Below are 722 nucleotides of genomic sequence, written 5' to 3'. Positions count from 1 at the left end.
CCGCCGCGGCCGGCGGCGGGGAGGGGTCCCGATGAGCGGCGACGCCGGAGCCGTCGACCTCACCGGCTTCCTCACGCTCACCAAGCGGGAGGTCCTGCGGTTCCTGCGGCGGCCGAGCAACACGTTCGCGCCGCCCTTCATCACCAACGTGCTGTACTTCTCCGTGTTCGGCGTCATCCTCGGCGAGCGGGTCGGGACGATCACGGGCGTGCCGTACATCCTCTTCATTCTGCCCGGACTGGTCGTGCTCGGCGCGGTGTCGAACAGCTTCGAGAACGCCTCCTTCTCCATCTTCCACGGCCGCTGGAACGAGTACATCCACGAGGTGCTCACCTCGCCGCTGTCGTACGCGGGGATGGTCGGCGCGTACGTCCTCGCGGCGGCGACCCGCGGGGTCCTCGTCGGCGGGCTCATCGCCACGATCGGGTGGGTCATCGTCACCGCGCTGTTCCGGCCCGTTCCGGTCGAGGAGCCGGCGTACCTGCTCGCGTTCCTGCTCGTCATCACGCTGCTCTTCGCCAGCCTCGGCGTGATCGGCGGGCTCGCCGCCAGCGACTTCGACGACCTCACCGTCATGAACCAGTTCATCCTCCGACCGCTGGTCTTCTTCGGCGCCGTGTTCTACTCGCTCGAGGACCTCACGCCGCTGTTGCGCGACGTCTCGCTTCTCAACCCGATGGTGTACATGGTCAACGGCGTGCGCTACGGCTTCCTCGGCGTCG

Annotated in this window: 1 protein-coding gene; it reads left to right on the top strand. The window is 68.1% G+C overall.

Translation table 11 applies throughout. From position 1 onward, the window contains the following. Positions 1-31: 31 nt before the first annotated feature. Positions 32-722: ABC transporter permease (locus tag DJ70_RS04265; RefSeq protein ID WP_094530469.1), on the top strand; the 691-nt coding region annotated here is incomplete at its 3' end.

The sequence above is a fragment of the Halorubrum halodurans genome, from assembly GCF_002252985.1.
Classification (GTDB): domain Archaea; phylum Halobacteriota; class Halobacteria; order Halobacteriales; family Haloferacaceae; genus Halorubrum; species Halorubrum halodurans.
The sequence above is the reverse complement of the archived record's forward strand: the minus strand, read 5'-3'. Positions and strand labels throughout refer to the sequence as shown.